The organism is Pandoraea pneumonica (assembly GCF_049918595.1).
GTDB lineage: Bacteria > Pseudomonadota > Gammaproteobacteria > Burkholderiales > Burkholderiaceae > Pandoraea > Pandoraea pneumonica_A.
The window spans coordinates 784,871-798,867 of record NZ_JBNCRZ010000002.1 but is presented as its reverse complement, the minus strand read 5'-3'; the positions used below and the strand labels follow the sequence as shown (position 1 = coordinate 798,867).

The 13,997-nt window shown below is 60.7% G+C and carries 14 protein-coding genes; 4 read left to right on the top strand and 10 right to left on the bottom strand.

The window, feature by feature from the left end; all coding sequences use genetic code 11:
- Nucleotides 1-12: 12 nt before the first annotated feature.
- Complete coding sequence (locus ACPWR9_RS10120; protein ID WP_426297079.1) at nucleotides 13-2,019, bottom strand: TonB-dependent receptor plug domain-containing protein; 2,007 nt, start codon at nucleotides 2,017-2,019, stop codon at nucleotides 13-15.
- Between the two features lie 532 nt (nucleotides 2,020-2,551).
- On the opposite strand from ACPWR9_RS10120, the gene ACPWR9_RS10115 reads away from it, so the two are divergent.
- Complete coding sequence (locus ACPWR9_RS10115; RefSeq protein WP_426297080.1) at nucleotides 2,552-2,971, top strand: organic hydroperoxide resistance protein; 420 nt, start codon at nucleotides 2,552-2,554, stop codon at nucleotides 2,969-2,971.
- 185 nt (nucleotides 2,972-3,156) lie between these two features.
- Here the strand turns inward: ACPWR9_RS10115 and ACPWR9_RS10110 are convergent, their stop codons facing one another.
- Together ACPWR9_RS10110 and ACPWR9_RS10105 are read right to left on the bottom strand one after the other, a co-directional pair.
- Nucleotides 3,157-3,390, bottom strand: coding sequence for a hypothetical protein (locus tag ACPWR9_RS10110; RefSeq protein WP_426297081.1), 234 nt, complete (start codon nucleotides 3,388-3,390; stop codon nucleotides 3,157-3,159).
- A gap of 207 nt (nucleotides 3,391-3,597) precedes the next feature.
- Nucleotides 3,598-4,425 carry a transporter gene (locus ACPWR9_RS10105; RefSeq protein ID WP_426297082.1) on the bottom strand — a complete coding sequence of 276 codons (828 nt, stop codon included), beginning with the start codon at nucleotides 4,423-4,425 and terminating at the stop codon, nucleotides 3,598-3,600.
- A 206-nt stretch (nucleotides 4,426-4,631) separates the two neighbouring features.
- Between ACPWR9_RS10105 and ACPWR9_RS10100 the strand changes: the two genes are divergently transcribed.
- Entirely contained in the window at nucleotides 4,632-5,993 is a 1,362-nt protein-coding gene (locus ACPWR9_RS10100) for a DEAD/DEAH box helicase (protein ID WP_426297083.1), read from the top strand.
- A 12-nt stretch (nucleotides 5,994-6,005) separates the two neighbouring features.
- Here ACPWR9_RS10100 and ACPWR9_RS10095 read toward each other — a convergent pair whose 3' ends face one another.
- The 4 genes from ACPWR9_RS10095 to ACPWR9_RS10080 are packed head-to-tail and all read right to left on the bottom strand — an operon-like array spanning nucleotide 6,006 to nucleotide 8,621.
- On the bottom strand, nucleotides 6,006-7,328 hold the full coding sequence (locus ACPWR9_RS10095; protein ID WP_426297084.1) for an ATP-binding protein: 1,323 nt from the start codon (nucleotides 7,326-7,328) through the stop codon (nucleotides 6,006-6,008).
- Nucleotides 7,325-8,065, bottom strand: coding sequence for a response regulator (locus ACPWR9_RS10090; RefSeq protein ID WP_426297085.1), 741 nt, complete (start codon nucleotides 8,063-8,065; stop codon nucleotides 7,325-7,327). The genes ACPWR9_RS10095 and ACPWR9_RS10090 overlap by 4 nt, the downstream gene beginning before the upstream one ends.
- A gap of 8 nt (nucleotides 8,066-8,073) precedes the next feature.
- Complete coding sequence (locus tag ACPWR9_RS10085; protein WP_426297086.1) at nucleotides 8,074-8,253, bottom strand: hypothetical protein; 180 nt, start codon at nucleotides 8,251-8,253, stop codon at nucleotides 8,074-8,076.
- The gene (locus ACPWR9_RS10080) at nucleotides 8,250-8,621 is read right to left on the bottom strand and encodes a GFA family protein (RefSeq protein ID WP_426297087.1); all 372 of its coding nucleotides are present in this window, start codon (nucleotides 8,619-8,621) and stop codon (nucleotides 8,250-8,252) included. Before ACPWR9_RS10080 ends, ACPWR9_RS10085 begins: the two co-directional genes overlap by 4 nt.
- 253 nt (nucleotides 8,622-8,874) lie before the next feature.
- Here ACPWR9_RS10080 and ACPWR9_RS10075 point away from each other — a divergent pair, with 253 nt between their 5' ends.
- Nucleotides 8,875-9,402: a thioredoxin family protein gene (locus ACPWR9_RS10075; protein ID WP_426297088.1), complete on the top strand. Its 528-nt coding sequence runs from the start codon at nucleotides 8,875-8,877 to the stop codon at nucleotides 9,400-9,402.
- A gap of 18 nt (nucleotides 9,403-9,420) precedes the next feature.
- On the opposite strand, the gene ACPWR9_RS10070 is transcribed toward ACPWR9_RS10075, so the two are convergent.
- Entirely contained in the window at nucleotides 9,421-9,864 is a 444-nt protein-coding gene (locus tag ACPWR9_RS10070) for an Rrf2 family transcriptional regulator (RefSeq protein WP_426297089.1), read from the bottom strand.
- A 7-nt stretch (nucleotides 9,865-9,871) separates the two neighbouring features.
- Entirely contained in the window at nucleotides 9,872-10,588 is a 717-nt protein-coding gene (locus ACPWR9_RS10065; RefSeq protein ID WP_426297090.1) for a class I SAM-dependent methyltransferase, read from the bottom strand.
- Nucleotides 10,589-10,901: 313 nt separating this feature from the next.
- Here ACPWR9_RS10065 and ACPWR9_RS10060 point away from each other — a divergent pair, with 313 nt between their 5' ends.
- On the top strand, nucleotides 10,902-12,443 hold the full coding sequence (locus tag ACPWR9_RS10060) for a hypothetical protein (protein WP_426297091.1): 1,542 nt from the start codon (nucleotides 10,902-10,904) through the stop codon (nucleotides 12,441-12,443).
- Nucleotides 12,444-12,486: 43 nt separating this feature from the next.
- Here the strand turns inward: ACPWR9_RS10060 and ACPWR9_RS10055 are convergent, their stop codons facing one another.
- Nucleotides 12,487-13,902, bottom strand: coding sequence for an amino acid permease (locus ACPWR9_RS10055; RefSeq protein WP_426297092.1), 1,416 nt, complete (start codon nucleotides 13,900-13,902; stop codon nucleotides 12,487-12,489).
- Nucleotides 13,903-13,997 lie beyond the last annotated feature (95 nt).

Genomic DNA, 13,997 nt, shown 5'->3' with positions numbered 1-13,997 from the left:
TCATTACCTGATTCAGAATGCGTAGTTCAGATTCACGTAGTAGTTACGGCCCGGTTCCGGGTACCCCTCGGTATAGGCGTAGTTGCGATCGAAGATATTGCGCACGCCGAATTCTGCCGTCACGTTGTGCACCACCTTCCACGCGAGCTTCGCGTTCGCGATACCGAACCCGGCTGCCACGCGGCGCCCGTCACTGGAACTGAAGCGCGACGACGTGAATTCCGTGTCGCCGCTCACGGCGACCTTCGACGTGATGTTCCACTTGCCGTACAGGAACAGCTTATGGCGCGGCACGTCGGTGAGCACAATCGTCGGATCGCTGCGGTTCTGGCGGTTGATGTACGTGTAGTTGCCGCCGATTTCGATGTCGTCGCCAATCTGAGTATTGACCGAGGCTTCGATGCCCTGCGCGACCACATGACCGACGTTCTGCATCTGCGTGCAAGGCGGGCTGCTGCAAGCGCTTGCCGGAATCGATGCGGCCTGAATCAGGTTGCGAATATCGCTATAGAACAGGTTCAACGTGCCCATCGTGCCCGGCGCAATACGCTCGCTGTAGCCGATCTCCACGTTCGTGGCGTGTTCCGGGCGCAAGCCAGCGTTGGGGATCGCCGTACCCATGCGGTAGGAATAGCGATCTTTGATCGTGGGGAAGCGGCTCTTCTCAGCCACACCCAGATGCAGTTTGCCGGTCGGCGAAGTCTTGTACACCATGCCGAGTTGCGGATTCCATGCGTCGACGTTGTCCTTCGGGAACCCGATGATCTGGTTCGCGGCGTTCACGTCTTCGGCACGGCGCGTGATGCGCTTGTCGTAGCTCACGCCGCCCTGCACCGAGAACTTGTCGGTGAATTCGTGCGTGTCTTCCAGACCGAACGAGAGCGTGGCGTCTTCGAAATGCTGATCCGGTTTGCCCGGATTGATTTCGTGGTGGTAGTCGTTCTTGATGTGCGCCGCGAACTTTAGCGTGTTGGCCGTGAAGAGTTTCGTACCCACTTCCGCGCTCGCGCCCCACGTGTGATCGTCGTAGGACGAGTTGGACGAGGACTTCTTGAGTTGCGTCGAGTACGTGGCGTCGTCGTACATGCTCAGACCGTTCTTGTAACGGTCGTAATAGGCGCGCACTTTCAGGTAGCTATCGCTGCCCAGTTGCGTGCGCGAGATGTAGTACAGACTTTCCTTATCCCAGTAGGGCCAGCGCCAGTAGCGGATGTTCTGCGTCGGGTCGGTGCCCGCGTACGGCGGGTTGCCTTTTTCGCCGACCTGGTTGATGTAGTTCAGCGAGTATTCGTCGGTCGCGTTCGGCGTGAAGCCGATCTTGACGTTGATCTTCTTGTCGCGATTGTCCGAGTTGTTGCGCCGCCCCGGGGCTTGCGCGGACGTGCCCTTGAAAGCGTCGGACAAGGTGTAGAAATCGCGTTCCAGATACGAGCCGCTGATCTGGAAGTACCACAGGCCTTGATTGCTGCCGATGTTGAAGTTGCCCTGATAGCCGTTGTTGGCGAACTGGCGATCGAACACGAGGCCGCCGCCGATATTGCCTTCGAACTTGCTCTGGGGGCGGCGACTCACCAGATTGATCACACCGCCCAGCGTGTTCGGGCCTGCCAGCACGGAGCTGTAGCCCTTCTGGACTTCGATGGTGCCGATATCGAACGTGGTGAAACGCGCGAGGTCGACGTAGCCGTCGTACGACACGTAGACGGGAATGCCGTCGATGAGCAGCGGCACTTGCCGCATGTCGAAGCCGCGCACGTAGACCATTTCTTCGTTACGCGGGCCGACTTTGGAGATGTTTACGCCCGGGAGCATGTCGAGTGCAGCGCCGACCGTCACGCGATTGGCTTGCTCGATTTGGTCGGCATCGAGCGTCTGGGTGCCGACCGGGATACGGTCGCTCTTGGCGGTCACGTCGACGCGACCTAGCTCGAACACCGGTTCTTCTGCGGCGTAGCCCAGGGTGGATGACATCGCTGCCGCAACAACCAGCGGGAGCTTACGCTTGGACAACTTCTTCATCGTAAAACGCACTGCTATGTCCCCTTCTTCGTCTTGTTGTTCGTCGCTATATAGCGACTTATATAACGATGGTCGCGCGAAATGCCGGACGCGAAGCGACGCAACGGAGCCTTTAAGGGGATCCGGTATGGGCAAATCGGGAGCGGGTCGCGCGAACGCGGTTGCGCCGTATGAAACCAATGACGGCGGAGGGAGCGTAGGGGAAAGTAAAAATCTTGGCAAGCAAATGACGGTCTATGATGGTCATTCGTCCGCCGTGATACTGGTTTTCGGGACACTCGTCAGGCGTACGAATCAATCCCCCTCGTCGTGTCCCCCTATCTTTCAGCGGTCAATTCCTTGCCGGGTTTGTATCGCTATGTATCTGACGCTGGCGCGGACACAAAGCGTTGCCAGCGAGCGTTAGGCAGACACATCGCCGATACAGCCGCTTTGTTCAATGCGGGAAGTGGATGTTGCACAGGCCGGTCGCTCCGGCATCGACATCGTTTCCCGCGTCGGCACACGGCGCATTACTCAGCAGAGGCAACACATGACCCAACTCGACAAAGTTCTTTATACCGGCCGCACTCACACGACTTCCGGTGGCCGCGACGGCACCGCTCGCAGCGATGACGGACGGCTCGATATCGCGCTGTCATCGCCCGGCTCGAAAGGTGCTGGCACAAATCCGGAGCAGTTGTTTGCAGCGGGTTGGTCGGCTTGCTTCATTGGCGCGATTGGACTGGCAGCTCAGGCCACTAAGGTGACGTTGCCAGAGGATTTGTCGGTGAACGCTGAAGTGGATCTCGGGCGCATCGGTGACGGGTATGCATTGCAAGCTCGCTTGCTGGTGAATCTGCCGGGCGTGCCGCGCGACACGGCGCAAGCGTTGATCGAGGCTGCTCATAACACCTGCCCGTACTCGAAGGCCACACGCGGGAATATCGGCGTGACGATTACGCTGGCTTGATGTAGGGGCGATGTAGGGTTATCTGGTGTGCGCTGAAGGATTCACGGCACCGGATAGCTTTTGCACTGCACCGCCGCAAGTAGAAAGGGCGGGGCGACATGGTTTTCATGTCGCCCCGCCCTTTTCGTTCTTGGTGGTAGCAGGTGGTTGCTGCACTCGCAACCACCTGCTGCCATCGCGATCGCTCACGCGCCCTTGTACAACGTCATGTTCAGATGATCAATCTGTCCCGACGTTTCGGCCGTCACGAGTTGGTTGCGCACTTGCGACGCGCTAAGCGCCGGGCCGCTTTCCGGCGTCCAGTGCGAAGCGTGAACGGCATTACCTGCGCTCGTCAAAACTGCGTCAGTGCCAGCGGCATAAGCTGCACCGGCTGTACCGAGGGCGGCCAGGGAAACTGCGATCATCAGTGCTTTCATGGTGATTCTCCAAAAGGTTTCAGGACTAGCAACGCGCGGATGTTGGGTTGCTTTGCGATGCGTCTGCATCGATCCGCCGTTGAAGCCATTACACCGTCTGGAGGTATCTGGGGTTTGTCTGGGACGCCGTCCGGTGTAATGACAAGTACCGGAGGCGCCAGAAGATACGTGGCGATACAAAGTCACTGGCTCGCGCCACTGAAAACATCACTTCGGGAAAAGGAACGTCACAATCAACCGAGCACCCCAGCCATGCGGCCCGGAATCCGGGCTGGCGGCGTAGTAGCGCACCCCGCCGCCTATGCTCATCCGCTGTCCACCGACCTTGATCAGCTTGGTTACGGTGGCGTTGATCGGGGTCGTCCACTGCCGGCGCGGCCAGTCATAGGTCGATTCGGTGTCTAGGCCGAATGTCCACGCGTCTTTCGTCGTGTAGTTGAGGAACGGCTGCAAGAATGTCGAGGAGACCGATGCGCGGTCGCCTTCGCCTGCGAAGGACCAGATGTGATTGGCGAGTAGCCCGTACGTCCAGCCGTGCGACTGCATCAACACAACGCCTGTGGGACCTGCGCCCCATTTCCGGCTCGACAAAAGCGCGGACGTGCCGGTGGGTACGAGAAACGCCGGGCCGACACCCCAGATCAGACCGCTCGCCGTAGGCGCTCGAGGCGAAAAGAACACGCTTTGGACCACGTCGCCCAGCCCCGTTTGCGTGCCCGAACCGGGCGAGATGTCGGTTTGCGACGTGATCGGGACGATCGTTCGGGAGATGATGTTCCAGTTCTCATTCAACTGAATCGGAACGACCGGCTGAAAATTCAGCAGAAATTTGTGACCGTCGCGGCCGGGACCGATGTTGTCGTCGTAATTGAACTGGAACGGGACGCTGATCAATGCCGCGACAGGATTGCTCAATTGCTTGGCAAGCTCCTCGTCGCTTTGCGCATGCCCCATCGCCGGCACGCATGAAAGGGCCAACGCAACAATGCCGACCAGCCGACTTCGGCCGCTACGCTGACACTTCGTCGTGAACATGGTGCGCTCCGGTATGGCGATTTGACTGCCGCTCGGCCTTCTCGGCCAAAGCGGTGTGAAAACCCGACGTTAGTCTCTTGGAAAAATCCGACGGAGGCGATTGGTAGTTCGGGCAAAAACGATTGCCCTTTCGGGCATGACGCGCTAAGTTGGCGTCGGTTTTCGCGAGTCGCCGTTAAAATGACGGTTTTTCGCCGGAACTCCCCATGTCTTTTGCTTCCCTTGGCCTGATCGAGCCGTTGCTGCGCAATTTGCAGGACATCAAGTACGAGACACCTACGCCGGTGCAGGCCAAGGCGGTTCCTGTTGTGCTGAGCGGCAAGGATGTGATGGCAGCGGCCCAGACTGGGACTGGCAAGACAGCAGGTTTTGCGCTGCCTCTGCTGCAACGGCTCGTGCAACAAGGCCCAGCCGTCTCCAGCAATCGCGCCCGCGTTCTCGTGCTTGTGCCCACGCGAGAACTCGCCGAGCAAGTGCTGCAAAGCTTCGTTGAATATGGCAAAGGTCTCAACTTGCGCTTTCTCGCCGCGTACGGTGGCGTGAGCATCAATCCGCAGATGATGAAGCTGCGCAAAGGTGTAGACGTCCTCGTTGCCACGCCAGGTCGCTTGTTAGATCTCAATCGCCAGAACGCCGTCCAGTTCGATCAAGTCGAAACCCTGGTGCTCGATGAAGCCGATCGCATGCTTGATCTGGGTTTCGCCCGAGAGCTCAACGCCGTCTTTGCCGCCCTGCCCGCGAAGCGCCAGACGCTGCTCTTCTCCGCCACGTTCACCGACGACATTCGTGCGATGGCTGAAGGAATTCTGCGCGATCCGGTCAACATCAGCGTCAGCCCGCCCAACGTCACGGCTAGCAAGATCAAGCAGTGGGTTGTGACCGTCGACAAGAAGAACAAGCCCGACCTTTTCATGCACCTCGTGGCCGAGAACAAATGGACGCACGCGCTGGTGTTCGTGAAAACGCGCAATGGCGTGGACTATCTGGCGGGCGTTCTGGATGAAGCCGGGTATTCAGTCGACACCATTCACGGCGACAAGCCGCAGCCCGCGCGTCTGCGCGCGTTGGAGCGTTTCAAAGCCGGTGAAGTCGGGATGTTGGTCGCCACCGATGTGGCTGCGCGCGGGCTAGATATCGATGACCTGCCGCTGGTGATTAACGTCGATCTGCCGATCGTGGCGCAAGACTATGTGCACCGAATTGGCCGCACTGGCCGTGCAGGCGCGAGTGGCGTTGCGGTGTCGCTCGTGTGCGCCGACGAAGCGCCGCAGTTGGCCGCGATTGAAGCATTGATCGGGCAGACGCTGACCCGCGAGGAAGAACCGGGTTTCGAAGCCGAACACCGTGTGCCGCAAACCAGCGCGACGGGCCAGATCATCAAGAAACCGAAGAAGCCCAAGAAGCCGAAGGTATTCCATAGCGCACCAAGTGCGCCCGCCAATACCGCAAGCGCTCCCGGCAATCCCTTCGGCTACGCAGCGCAACAGCGGCGCAACAAGCCCGCCAGCAAGTCAGCGGGTTCAGGCAAAACCGCGACCAAACCCGCAGGCGGCCGCGGCAAACGCTAATCGTTGCCACCGCTAGTGCAGCGAAAGTCGGGCCTCCAGACCGCCCTCCTCACGATTACGCAACGTGAGCGTTGCATCCATCGCCTGTGCTAACTGCCGGGCGATGGCCAGCCCCAATCCGGTTCCACCGGTATTGCGATTGCGCGACGTTTCCAAGCGAACAAACGGCGCAAACACCGCGTCAAGCATGTCGTCAGGAATACCGGGGCCCTTGTCGCGAATCACGATATCGACACCCTGTGCGTGCGTCGAAACTTCCATCGCCGCCTCACCGCCGTACTTAATCGCGTTATCCACCAAATTGCCGACGATACGGCGCAACGCCTGCGGACGCGTCACCATCGGCTGACCGACCTGCCCCGCGAGCGTCACCGGCTCCCCCGCATCCACGTAGTCATACACCAGACTTTCCAGCAGCGAATCGAGGTCAACCTTACAAGGCGCTTCCGACGCACCATGCAATGTGCGCGCGTACGTCACGCCCTCCTTGACCAGCGTTTCCATCTCGCGCAAGTCTTGCTGTAAACGAACCGCTGACGTCTGATCGTCCATCGTGTCGACACGCAAGCGCATACGGGTAATCGGCGTCTGCAAGTCGTGCGAAATCGACGCCAGAATCTGCATGCGTTCGGTCATGTAACTGCCAATCCGATCCTGCATCGCATTGAACGCGCGCGCGGCTCTCGCCACCTCGGACGGCCCTGTCTCGTTCAACCGCTCGGCCCGCAGATCCGGCCCCAGCGTGTCCGCCGCCTTCGCCAGCGCATTCAATGGCCGTGTCGCCAAACGCACTGCCAGCCAGCAACACGCGGCAATCATCAATAGTTGCAGCACCAGCACAGCCGGAAGCCAACCGGACAACGGCAACGTCGGCATCGGCAACACGTCGATGGTCAGCGGCGATCCGTCCGTGAGCCGCAGATGCACTTGCAGTCGATCGGGGTCCCCGGGCACGCTATTGACCGTCAGCGGATACGTCACGCCGATCGCATCCTTAATCACCGTCGCGACCTGCATTGCGAGCGCCGAATCGGGATGACCACCCGGAACACCCTGCCCCAGCTCGAACCGATAGCTGCGCCGCGCCAACCGCGGCAGCCACTGCGCGCGCTCGGCCGCAGGGAGATGATCGAGTAGCGCCACGGAGCTCGCCACTTCGCTCTCGATATAGATGCTCATCATGCTGGACGTCACGCGATTGCGCTCGGTCATGGTGAGCCAGAACGAGAGCCCCTGAGACAACGCCAACCCGATAAAAAGGATCAGCGCCAGACGCGCAAAGAGCGAGCGCGGCCAATGCCAGAACGTCTGGCGAATTGTGGTCGTTTCAGTCATTCCGGTGCCGCCACAACCGTCACGTTCGCGCAAAACACATAGCCTTCGTTGCGGAGCGTCTTGATATAGCGAGGCTCACGCGCACCATCGCGCAATCGTTGGCGCAAACGGCTAATCAGCAAATCGATCGACCGGTCGAACGCATCTGCCTGCCGCCCCTGCGTGAGATTCAACAATTGATCGCGCGTCAGCACCCGTTGCGGATGATCGAGCAACACGCGTAGCAAGCGATACTCCGCACCGCTGAGCGCCACCTGCGTGCCGTCGGTATCGAGCAAATGCCGCGCCGTCGTATCGAGCTGCCATTCACCAAAGCCGAGCACTTCTGCCGTCTCGGTGATCTGCATCCCCGGCGGCAACATACGCGTGCGGCGCAGCACCGACTTGATGCGGGCGAGCAACTCACGCACGGCAAACGGCTTGGCAAGGTAGTCGTCGGCCCCCATTTCCAAGCCGACAATGCGATCCGTTTCTTCACTGCGCGCCGTGAGCATCAGCACCGGCACCGCCCGGAACTTGCCCGCGCGCAGCTCGCGGCAAAGCACCAAACCATCGTCGCCGGGCAGCATCAGGTCCAACACGATAAGGTCGGGCGCACCGTCAGCCAACACCGCGCGCATCTCGCGACCATTAGCGGCGACGCTCACGCGCATGCCGTTCTTCTCGAGATAATCCGCGAGCAGCTCTCGAATGCCGCGATCGTCATCGACGATCAACACATGATCGATTTTGTCCATGCGGGCGATTATAGCGACGAGTCTTTCACAGGTTTACCGTTCGGATCCAGCGGCGTGCGGCGACGCCCACGCTCCGGTACCGGCTGCATTCCCCGGCTGGCGGGTGCCAGGTTGCATTGCAGCGGATGCGTCAGTTCCGCACACACGCCGCCCGCCAAAAACGCGAACAAACTCAGCAGGCGTCTCATGCATCCTCCACCACCGACAGCGATCGACCGTCGGCAACCGACGCCTCGATGGCATACGGATCGATCCCCTCAAGGCACCCGATATTCACCCGCCACATGCCGGGCGATGTGCGCGACGCGTGGAACGTGTAGATACCGCAATGCTTGCAGAAGTAATGACGGGCGACACGCGTATTGAACTGATAGCAGGTCAGGTCATCCTCGCCGTTGAGAATGTGCAGGTTTTCCGCCGGAAACGCCGGTGACATCAAGGCACCTTTGCGACGGCACAGGCTGCAATTGCAGCGCGCGGCAGGTTCCACCGGCGTCTGCACTTCAAAACGGACCGCGCCGCAGTGGCAGGACCCTTGTAACGGTTGGGACGACATCGCTTGCCTCCTGATGTTGATGGGGTAGGGCGCACCTGTGGCGCACTCGATGTCTGCTTTATAGCCCAAACAGAAAACCGGTTTGTATCACTGTGTATCTGGCTTGTACGCCGATACATGACATTGCAGGAATGGGGGGTGGCGCACACATGCCGGATACGCGTGGGCGGTGAAATGGCGTCACTGATTCAACCGAATCGATTCACTGTCCGCCATCGCGGCAGCGACCTCATCACCCACGGAGACTCACGCCATGCTTACGCTGCTCAGAAGTGCCTTTGTCGCCCTCGCCCTCACCGGCCTTGCCGCCAGCGCCCCCTCACAAGCCGCCCCCGCGCGCAACACCGTCGCGCCGGAATTCACCGGCATCGAGACGTGGCTTAACAGCCCGCCGCTCACGCTGTCGCAACTGCGCGGCAAGGTCGTCCTCGTCGATTTCTGGACGTACTCGTGCATTAACTGCATTCACACGCTGCCGTACGTGCAGCAGTGGTATCAGAAGTACAAAGATCAGGGGCTGGTCGTCGTGGGCGTGCACACCCCCGAATTTGCCTATGAGCGCGACACCGGCAACGTACGCGACGCCATTCGCCGTTTCGGCCTGACCTACCCGGTCGCGCAAGACAATCGTTATGCCACGTGGAAGGCCTACGACAACATGTACTGGCCGGGCTTCTATCTCGTCGACAAGACCGGCAAGATCGTCTACACGCACTTCGGCGAAGGCGACTACGACAAGACCGAGGCAGCCATCAAGGCGCAACTGAGCGCAGCGCAGTAGGTCGCGCTACGCCAGCGCTTAGGCGTGAGGCCAGCCCGCGTCTCGGCAGATCGCGTCGAAATTCTGCGCCAGATCGGCCAGCGTAATCGCACCGAGACGCTTAATCAGAATGGCCTCCGCCTCTCGCAACGCCCCGTCGAGCGCCGCGTTCACCGTGCGCTCGACGGCACATTCGGGGTTGTCGCTCTCCACGCCGATGGCGAAAAGATGGGGACCGCCCACGGCACGGTGAATGTCCAGCAATGTGATGTCTTGCAGATCGCAAGCAATCGACCAACCGCCGCCATGCCCTTTGCCCGAGCGCACGTATCCGGCGTCGCGCAGCCCCGCCATCGTGCGTCTGACAACGACCGGGTTAGTTCGCAACATCTGCGCTAATTGCTCGGACGTGAACGGCGCATCGTGTCGCGCCATATGCAGCAGCACGTGCAGCATGCGCGAGAGTCGGCTATCGCTTCTCATCGTGCCCTCACGCCGCTAACGCCGCCAGCGCCTGACGCGCGTACCAACCGTGGATCAAACCGCTTTGGAAGCAGCGCACTGGCAAGTCGAAACCGCCTGACGCGATGATCTCGCTCACTGACTCTGGAGGCACAACGGCCACCTGCCGCCCGTACATTTCCCGCGAACGATCACGCACTTCCGGGGCGACCGACATCATGTTGAACCACACGTCGAGCAGGCTCCTACCCGTGTCTGACGTCATATCGCAAGCCAGATCGGCACTCGCCAAATAAGCCCCCGGGCGCAGGCGATCCGCAATGCCGCGGAAGAAGCCGCGACGGCTGTCCGGGTCCGTGATGAACTGCGACACCAGCAATGACGTCGCGGCATCGAACGGATCACCCGGCGGCAACGTGTCCAGATAGCCCGAGTGGAACACGCATCGGTGGGCAATCCCCGCCGCCTCGGCCTTCCGGCGAAACACTTCGAGCATCGGGGCAGACGGCTCGACCGCCGTAAAGCGCCAGCCCGGATGGCGCTGAGCAAAATACAGAATCTCTGCGCCCGTCCCCGTGCCGACGCTCAACACGTGCGCATCCGCAGGCAGCCCGGCAAACACATTGCCGATCACCAGTTGCAGTGCATCGCGTAGTGGCGACATCGCGCGCCACGTGTCGTCGTAGTTCGCGGCGTGTTGGTCGAACATCGCAATCGTCGCTTCCTGATTGGCTTTGTGATCCATTTTTGCCCTCGGCATCGGGTTTACGTAACTTTCAATGTTGCATAATGCCACGCATCGACGCCCTGTGACAAGCAGGCTCGTCGCACGAGCTCACGCATCTAATTCACTCGCGAGTGAGTCGATTTCATGGACGGCCCCCTAAATAACGACTGGCATATGTCGTTAAGCCATTTGGGTGCCCCACTTCCTTACCGGGGCTTACAAACATCGCACCATCCCTGCGAAGCGCGCCAACACGCGCGTGCCGCCATTCCCCCTAATGACGTCACTGACAAACTTAAGTAGTCCGAACGCTCTGAATGTCCTCAGCACCGTGAACACTGGCACGGTCGCGTCGCGCGCCGCCGCGAGCGCCGTGCCGTCGGCCGTTCAGAATGCCAACGCCGCCGTTGCGGAATCGACGCGCGTCACGCTCTCACCCGCCCCCGTCGTCGCCAACTGGCCCACGTACCGCCAGCCCACGGCCAACGGCGCGTCACTGATCTGGCAGCACGCGCCGTCGGATCCGCTCTCGTTGCTGATGTCGGGCAACGTCTCGACCGCTGCGCTGGGGAATCGTCTCGATAACTTGGGCTCAGGTCTGTTGACGGCCATTGCGAACGGCGGCACCTCATACAACCAGACCGTGCTCCGCTCCGGCTTAACCGGCGCGGCGACCGACGCAGAACTCGCCGTGCAACAAGTGGAGTTGCAGACCCACGCCGACAATCGGTTTGCCATGACAATCACCACGGCAAGCGGCGCGAAGGTCAACATCAATCTGGGAAGTAGCGACGACGGCCTCGCGGCGTCGTTCTCGGTCGCCAATGGCACGCTGACCGATGCGGAACGCAACGCCATCGGCCAACTGGCCGATGCGTTCCAAAGCGCCATCACCGGGCTGGCGAAACAACCGCCAGTGGTCGACTTCAGCGGATTGACGGGCGTCGATGCGTCAGTTCTGACGTCGGTCGATTTCAACGCCACGTTGGGTGCCAACAGCACCGCCGCGCAAACGTTCTCGTTTCAAGCCGACGCCACGCAACGCTCGCTGAGTGCAAGCGGCAAGGCAGGCACGTTCGACGTCAAAGTCGATCTGTCGAATCTTCAGGTTGTCGGCAGCAAGCAGGCACAGGCTGATGCGCTCGACGCTTGGCTGACGCGCTTCGATGCCGCACAAACGCGCGGCAACGGCGACGCGTCGCTCATGACCATGTTCAAGTCGGCGTTCTCCGCGTTGAACAGCCATTACCCGCCAACACCGTCGATGCCGCGCATTGCGCTGTCCGGTGCCGACCGCACGGCGCTTAGCGGTTTAGCCGACTTCTCGGCATCGATCTCGCAAGCGAACAGCTCACCGAACCCGATGCGCCCGAGCGAAGTCGATGGGTTCAACTATCAAATTTCGCAGCAGACGGCCATCGGCGGCAAAGACTGGCTCAACCGCACCATTTCGCAACAGACGCAGGCGGATTTGAGCGCGACGTATCACCGCTCGCTCTGGCCCGGCGTGCCGCTCAATCTCACGACCGACCCGAAGACGCAGAATTACGAGTACGTGACGGTCCAGGATTCGGCACAGAGCACCACGAACATCGGCTATCGCGACGGCTTGCTCGCCCTCGCACAGTCGACCCGCTCGGCCAACCAGTCGATGAACGTCAAACGCTATGAGTTGAACAAGCTCGTGAGCGACGTCACCACGCCCGCCTCGGCCTCGCACGTCAGCAATCTCATGACGCTCTTGCAGTCGGCCATGCAGCAGGAAACCGGCAAGTCGGCCAACAGCAACGCTAAGGGAACCACCGACAACGCAGCGCGTCAGGCCGTTCAGGCACGCACCGCGCTGGAAATCGACCCGGCCAAGCTCTCGTAAGACTGGCCGGGTTTTCACATCACAGGGGAAACGAAGACGCGCGTCAGTTCCCTTGTCCCTGCATTTCACCGGCCGCCGTGGCAGCCACGGCACGCTTGCGATACCAGATGAAATACACCACTGACAGCGCCACGATGAATGGCACGCCGTAGACCAGCGTCATGCGGAACTCGTCGGTGAAGTACGTCGTGACAAGCGTTGCGAGCATCAGCAATGCGCCCGTCACGCTCGCATACGGATACCCCCACATGCGGAACGACAGCGATTTCGCCTCGTGGCGGCGACGGAAGTACAGATGCGTCACAAAGATCATCAACCACGTGAACATCGCGCCGAACATCGACACCGACATCATCAGCGTGAACGACGCTTGCGGCGCCATGACGTTGAGCGCCACCGCCAGTGCGATGCCGATGGTCGACAGCAAGAGCGCTGCGACCGGCACGCCATTGCGGCTCACTTCACCGAAGCGGCGCGGGGCATACCCGGCACGCGACAGACTGAACATCATGCGCGTGGTGATGTACAGCTGGCTGTTCATGGCGGACAGCGCCGCGACCAGAATCACCAGATTGATCACCCCCGCAGCACCCGGGATATGCGTGGCGGCCATCACCTTCACGAACGGGCTGCCATCTTCGCCCGCCGCATTCCACGGCACGATGGCAAGCGTGAGCGCCAGCGTCAGAAGATAGAAGAACACCAGACGGAACATGGTCGCGCGAAACGCCTGCGTGATTGCGCGTTGCGGGTCTTGTGCCTCACCCGCCGCCACGGCAATCATTTCGATACTCAGGTAGCTGAAAATCGACACAATCACCGCCACCCACATGCCCCAGGCGCCCTTCGGGAAGAAGCCGCCGTGCGACGTGTAGTTGGCAATGCCGATGCCGCTCTCGACCGGCGCACGGAACACCACATAGGCGCCGAGCATCAGGAACGCGACGATGGCCACGATCTTGAGCATCGAGAACGCATACTCGACCGCGCCGAACACTTTCACGCTGGCCGCATTGATACCGATCAGACCCGCCGAGAAACCGACGATCCAGTACCAGCCCGGTACCGCCGGGAACCAGTACTTCATGTACACGGCAATGGCTGTGACTTCCGTGCCCACCGCGAACACGATCGACGACCAGTACGCGTAGCGCACCAGAAAGCCTGCCAGCGGCCCGATGTAGTGTTCTGCGTAAGCGCCGAACGAGCCCGAGGTCGGGTGCTTGACGGTCATCTCGGCCAGGCACCCCATCAGCAACAGCGCAATTGCGCCGCCGATGGCATAGCTCAGCAGCACGCTCGGGCCTGCAAAGCCAATCGCAAAGGCGCTGCCCAGAAACAGCCCCGTGCCGATAGCCCCGCCAATGGCGATCATCGACAACTGGCCGCTCGTCAGGCCGCGATGCAGGCCTTTCTCGCGCTCGACAATGCTGTCGAAGCCCGGTTTGGTTGTACTCAATTTCGTCTCCTGTTCTTCTGTCTTTCAGTACTCACGCCTGTGCGGCGTCAGGTTGCTGCGTGGCGGGCCATCGCATCATCGATAAGGAATGCGAA